Raw genomic sequence first — 5,946 nt, 5'->3', positions numbered from 1 at the left:
TTTCAGGGTCTTTGAGTCTGTGATCCCATCTGGGGATCACGACAACCACCTGAAAGAATTCAGCAAAAACCCTAATAAAGGTTACTATAAACACGCCCGCTATCCTTATGAATATAAGACAACAATTTGAAAGGGGATAGATATGAAACAAGAATTTTTTGACTTAGTTATTAAGGATGGTAAGGTTGTCGATGGAACTGGGAACCCATGGTTTAGAGCAGACATTGGTATAAAAGATGGAAAAATAGCAAAAATAGGCAAGATTGATGAAAAAACCGCAGACAAAGTAACAAACGCCAAAGGATTAATAGTGACACCAAGCTTCATAGATATGCACTCTCACGATGACCTGATATTCTTCAAAGACTTATATAATAAACCAAAGCTTCAACAAGGCGTAACTACAGTCGTTACTGGAAATTGTGGACTTAGTCCAGCTCCCATAAGTAAAGATACTTTAGAAATTCTAAAAGCCTATACTGGAATCCTCGGAAAAGATATTGATTTTAAGTGGAGTTCTTATGGAGAATTTCTGAAAAGTTTGGAGGAGCTTGGGAGCTTAGGCACTAATGTTGCAGGCCTTGTTGGTCATGGTACTTTGAGGATAGCAGTGATGGGAATGGAAAATAGGGACCCAACTACAGAAGAAATCGAAGAAATGAAGAAGCTACTAGGGCAGGCTATGAAAGACGGTGCCTTTGGTATGTCCACAGGCTTGATATATCCTCCAGGAGTATATTCAAAAACAGAAGAATTGATAGAACTTTCAAAAGTTGTCGCAGAGTATAGGGGGTATTATGCAACACATATGAGAAATGAATCAGATGGAGTAATAGAATCAATCAAGGAAACTATAAGAATCGGAAAAGAGGCAGGGGTCCCTGTTCACATATCTCACCACAAAGTCGCGGGAAAAGCCAACTGGGGAAGAAGCAAAGATACTTTAAATCTAATTGAGCAAGCTAGAGAGGAAGGGATCGATGTTACAGCAGATGCGTACCCCTACACTGCTGGGAGTACATACCTTGCTTCTGTATTACCTCCGTGGGCTCATGAAGGTGGGGAAGAAAAACTGAAAGAGCGGTGTAAAGATACTAGAACTAGGGAACAAATGAGAAAGTTTATAGAAGAAAGATCGGATTGGCAAAACTTCGTCAAGCAAACAGGATGGGAAAACATAGTCTTAGTGTACTCTCCAAGTTTTCCTGAATTTGAAGGAAAGAACATTTTAGAGATTTCAAAAGAGTGGAACAAAGATCCCTACGATGTGGTGTTTGACATAATTGCTAAAGACGGCACTAGTGCTGAAATGATAGTCTTCATGATGGATGAAGGAGATGTTGAAAGAATAATTGCCCATCCTTACGTTATGGTTGGGACTGATGGACTTGATACGGGAGTTGGCTTCCCACATCCTAGAGCGTATGGTACTTTTCCGAGGGTTCTCGGAGTTTATGCTAGGGATAAAAAGCTAATGACCATTGAGGAAGCTGTTAGAAAAATGACATCATTTCCAGCACAGAGGCTGGGGTTGAAAGATAGGGGGGTTATTAAGGAAGGAATGTGGGCTGATATAGTGATATTTGATCCTAAGAAAATCAGAGATAAAGCGACTTACCAAAATTCAAGAGAAAAACCAGAGGGGATTGAATACGTGATAGTTAATGGAGTAATTAGTATTGAAGAGGGAGAGTTAACAAGAGAAAGAGGAGGAAAAGTATTAAGAAAAGTCTCTTCCTGAATTCTTTTCCTTTTTAGCATAACCTTTTCACAAGTTCATCTGCCTTTGCTGGAACTCTTATTCTAACGTACGAAGAATCCAGCCCAAGAAAATCTGCCCCGTTCACAGTCAAAATTCCCTTCCGAAGCAGGTAGTTGTAGGTGTTGAAGCCCTTTTTACCAGCAAGTAAAATTGGAATGGTCATGTCAGTTTTTGCGACCTTGAAGCCCAATTCTTTCAAATGACTAACTATCTTTTTCTTTTCCTTTGAAATCTTTTCTATGTTGTCTTTAAGGAACTCCGAGTGCTCTAGAACTTTCACTGCTATCTCCTCTGCCAGAGTACTAACCTGAAACGGCAAGGTCACCTTAGAGTACAGCTCTCTGATCTCTCCTCCTTTTATTACAACATAACCTACTCTGAGGTTTGCCAAGCCGAAGCCCTTCGAGAACGACCTTACTACTATAAGGTTTGGATAATCTAAATTTATTGCCGAGTTCTTTTTACCCATAAAGTCACCATAAGCCTCATCAACAATCACGATAACCTCTTTGCTTGCAGCCTTCTTTACTATCTCCTCAATAACATCTAGCGAAATCACTTGCCCAGTAGGATTGTTAGGATTGTCTATGTATACAAGTACGTGTTCCTCCCTTATTCTTTCCATAAACTCCTCCGGAACGAATTCAAAGTCGTTTTCCTCTTTAAGGGCAACATATTCATAAACTCCACCCATAACCCTAACTTGAGTTATGTACTCTTGAAACTGTGGGGCATAACCCAACACATGGGAACCTTCAGATATTGCGAACTTGTTTATCTTTTCTAAACATCCCATAGACCCAGTTCCAATGAACACTTCATCCTCACCAAAAGTCCCTTCCCAGTACTCGACAAGCTTTTCCCTCAAGCGATCATTATAGGGGGAAGGGTATTTCGAAAAGTCAAGAAGACTCTCCAGCTCTATTTCTTTTAGGATTTCTTTAGGAAATCCAAAAGGATTTGTTCCAAGGGAACAATCCAAAATGTCTTTGGGAATAGTCCCTTTGACGTAGCTTTCTTTCTTGAACTCAAAAAGACTTTTTCTAAATTTTCCTTTAAAACTCATTTGTATCCTCTCCAAGCAATTAGCTTGGACTGAAGTCTACTGTTATTAGTATTAGTTTCCATCCTATGTGAAATCCTGTTTCACTAAAGTGGGGCAAGATTCTTACGCCTACGTGCTTGTACCTCTTTTTGAAGTTTTTAACTAACCCTTCAGCCATTACTTGTAATTCTTCCTGACTAACTTTCGTGTCATTAACTATAAACTCAATAACATATCTCATGAGCTACTACCTCCCTTTATTTTTGAGTAATTCCCTGCCTGGACACTAAAGGACTAAAAAGTTAAAGATAAAGTACTCCCATCACCATCCCCTCAAAAACTTAACAACATCGGTAGGAACTTTCCCAGATAGAACGTCTTTTATAGCATCTTCAATGATATCTAGCCCTTTGTCTAGGTCTTCTTGTGGAATATTTAGAGGAGGTGCAATTCTTAGAACATTACCGTGTTTTCCAAACGTTATTAAGATTAATCCTTTCTCCCAAGCCCTCCAGCAAATTTTCAACGCCGTAGTTCTATCTGGCTCCCTTGTTCTTCTGTCTTTTACAATCTCAATGCCGATCAAAAGTCCCTTTCCTCTAACGTCCCCTATCAACTCGTACTGTTCTTCTAGCTCTTTAAATCTCTTGACAATGTGCTTTCCAAGCTTTTCTGCTCTCTCTACAAGCTTTTCTTCTTTAATAGCCTCAATCGTAGCTATAGCAGCACTTGCATTTACAACATGACCAAGATGAGTGAACACAAATAAGGGTACTGGCACGCTATTCATGATTTCAGCTCTTCCAATTGTTGCGGAAATTGGCATTCCTCCACCAAGAGCTTTTGCACTCGCTATAATATCTGGAACAACGTTAAAGTGCTCGATAGCCCACCACTTTCCAGTTCTCCCCATTCCTGCTTGGACTTCTTCATCAATAAACACTATCCCATACTCTTCCGCTAATTCTCTGAGCCCCTTCATGAACTCTTCCGGGGGCACAACTACACCTGCATCCCCTTGAATTGGTTCTACTATAACTCCAGCAACATTCTCATTGAGTTCTTTAACTTTCTTTTCAATCTCATCCAAAGCACGGTTTGAAAGCTCTGAGGGGTTTTCGTAACCGTCGATTCCCCACGGGTTTCTGTAAGGGTCGGGATACTCGACAAAATGAACCCCTTTTATCGGACGAATTGTCTCTTTTTCACTGGGATCAACAATCCCCGTGACCGAAAGTGCTCCGTAAGTCATGCCATGGTAAGAGTGTAGGAATGAAATGATGTGCTCCCTCTTTGTATAAACCCTCGCCGCCTTTATTGAGGAATCAACACTATCAGAACCGGAAAATCCGAATGTAACTTTCTTCTTAAAGCTTCCTGGGGTTATTTCGGTTAGCATTTTGGCTAGTTTTACGGGTGCTTCCTCGTAAAGGTACGCTATGGTATAGTTCAAAACCCTGTCAACTTGCTCTTTAATTGCTTTAACGACTTTCGGATGCCTGTGACCAATGTTATAGACGGCAGCACTGGTTAAGAAATCTATGTATTCATTCCCATCAACGTCCCACACTTTGGAACCCTCAGCTTTTGCAACGGCTAAGGGATAGTATTTTAACCCAGAGGCTTTTGGAACGTATTTCTCATCGAGCTCAGCAATTTCTAAGCTTTTGTCAATTCTCTTACTGGTATATTTTTTAATTTCATCCCATTTCATTTTCTACACCTCCAAGATCACAGATTCATCATATAAAACAAAAGGAAAAAGCGCTAGGCTTTCTCCCAAAACTCCTTCTTCCACTCTGGGTTCAGAATTCTAATGACTCCCACTGTAACCAGTGGTATAAAGAGCACTATGAAGAATACCCATGCTAAAGTTCCATATCCCTTAGCCACCAACGCAATGATGCCGAATTTTGCCATTGCTATTGCGACGAAGATTATAACTGTGGCGAGCAGCGCTTCCTGTTTTCTGCTTAACTTTGTCTCTTTACTTTCTTCCAATTGAACTTCGATTCTCCTCACTATTGAGTGTATCATTCCGGTGCCCGTTTCAACTAGCGTCCAAAATACTGCAAATACGTAAAAGCCCCGGAGCCAGGTTGCTCCAACTATCTTCATAATTTCGTACCATGGCACTGAGGCGTTTACAACTTCTGGATTTGTGTAGAACCCCAAAAGGCTCAGCCAGGTCAGGAAGAACGCTATTCCGACAAAGAGGGCGGAGTTAAATCCTGATATTATTGAGTCCTTTCTTTCTTCCAGCCTGTCCAAGGTGAAGAGAACTGCTGGAACAACCACCATGTTGTATAGGAAGTACTTAAACCCACCAACAATTGCATCCCCAACACTTCCTGATTGAAGGTTTTGAGCAAACGCTAGATTGATGTTTCCCCATGCAGCTTTTAGGGTTACTCCCCACAATATAACATACATTAAGTATAACACTATTGTTCCAGCGGTTTCAAATCCTTCAATAGCCTTTCTTCCATAGAAATGAAGTAATCCTACAGTTGAAATTATAACTATCGCCCCAATCATGTATGGGAGATTAAACATATCCTCTAGGATACTTGCCGCAGCAGAACCTACTACTGCAATCACTATAATCGCCAGTATAATGTATGCAATATCGAAGATTGGCCAGAATTTCCAAAGCACTTGTTTTATCCATGTCCTATAGTCAAATGCCTTGAAAACCCTAGCCAATTCGTAGGATAGAGCTGCAGATATAAAGAAGAATATTGTTGCAACAATTACTGAGTATATACCATGAACCCCGTGCTTTCCTGCGTACTCCATGACTTCCCTACCTGTTGTGAATCCTCCCCCCATAAAGACTGACTGGAAAATTATAGCCGGGAGGAGCCATCTATAAAACACTCCATACTTGTGTTGACTTTCCATGGGGTACACCTCCTATACAAATGCCTAATGCTTTAAAAAAACTAGTAAAATTAAAAAATTTTCTAGGATAATTTTGTCACTTTGACAAGATACATAGCAGCCAATTTACTACACTAGTACCAAAAGGTTATATTGGGTGATTCCAGTCTTAAACCTCTTAATCAGCACAACAAAAATTTCACTAAAAGAAGGTGTTGTTGTTTTGTCAAAATTTTGTCAGTAATGTTTATAAGTT

General features: G+C 40.2%; 5 protein-coding genes. 1 reads left to right on the top strand and 4 read right to left on the bottom strand.

Annotation, left to right across the window (positions count from 1 at the left end):
- Positions 1–142 precede the first annotated feature (142 nt).
- Positions 143–1,741 (top strand): N-acyl-D-amino-acid deacylase family protein, encoded by a 1,599-nt coding sequence (locus tag PWP39_RS09510; RefSeq protein ID WP_288073564.1) that lies wholly within the window; start codon positions 143–145, stop codon positions 1,739–1,741.
- A 13-nt stretch (positions 1,742–1,754) separates the two neighbouring features.
- On the opposite strand, the gene PWP39_RS09505 is transcribed toward PWP39_RS09510, so the two are convergent.
- The 4 genes from PWP39_RS09505 to PWP39_RS09490 all read right to left on the bottom strand — a co-directional run bounded on the left by PWP39_RS09505 (position 1,755) and on the right by PWP39_RS09490 (position 5,711).
- The gene (locus tag PWP39_RS09505) at positions 1,755–2,828 is read right to left on the bottom strand and encodes a pyridoxal phosphate-dependent aminotransferase (protein WP_288073563.1); all 1,074 of its coding nucleotides are present in this window, start codon (positions 2,826–2,828) and stop codon (positions 1,755–1,757) included.
- A gap of 19 nt (positions 2,829–2,847) precedes the next feature.
- On the bottom strand, positions 2,848–3,048 hold the full coding sequence (locus tag PWP39_RS09500; RefSeq protein ID WP_288073562.1) for a hypothetical protein: 201 nt from the start codon (positions 3,046–3,048) through the stop codon (positions 2,848–2,850).
- 81 nt (positions 3,049–3,129) lie between these two features.
- The gene (locus PWP39_RS09495; protein WP_288073561.1) at positions 3,130–4,521 is read right to left on the bottom strand and encodes an aspartate aminotransferase family protein; all 1,392 of its coding nucleotides are present in this window, start codon (positions 4,519–4,521) and stop codon (positions 3,130–3,132) included.
- 53 nt (positions 4,522–4,574) lie between these two features.
- Entirely contained in the window at positions 4,575–5,711 is a 1,137-nt protein-coding gene (locus PWP39_RS09490) for a YkvI family membrane protein (RefSeq protein WP_288073560.1), read from the bottom strand.
- Positions 5,712–5,946: the final 235 nt, after the last annotated feature.

Origin of the sequence: Pyrococcus sp. (genome assembly GCF_030153625.1) — an archaeon.
Taxonomy (GTDB): Archaea; Methanobacteriota_B; Thermococci; order Thermococcales; family Thermococcaceae; genus Pyrococcus; species Pyrococcus furiosus.
The sequence above is the reverse complement of the archived record's forward strand: the minus strand, read 5'-3'. Positions and strand labels throughout refer to the sequence as shown.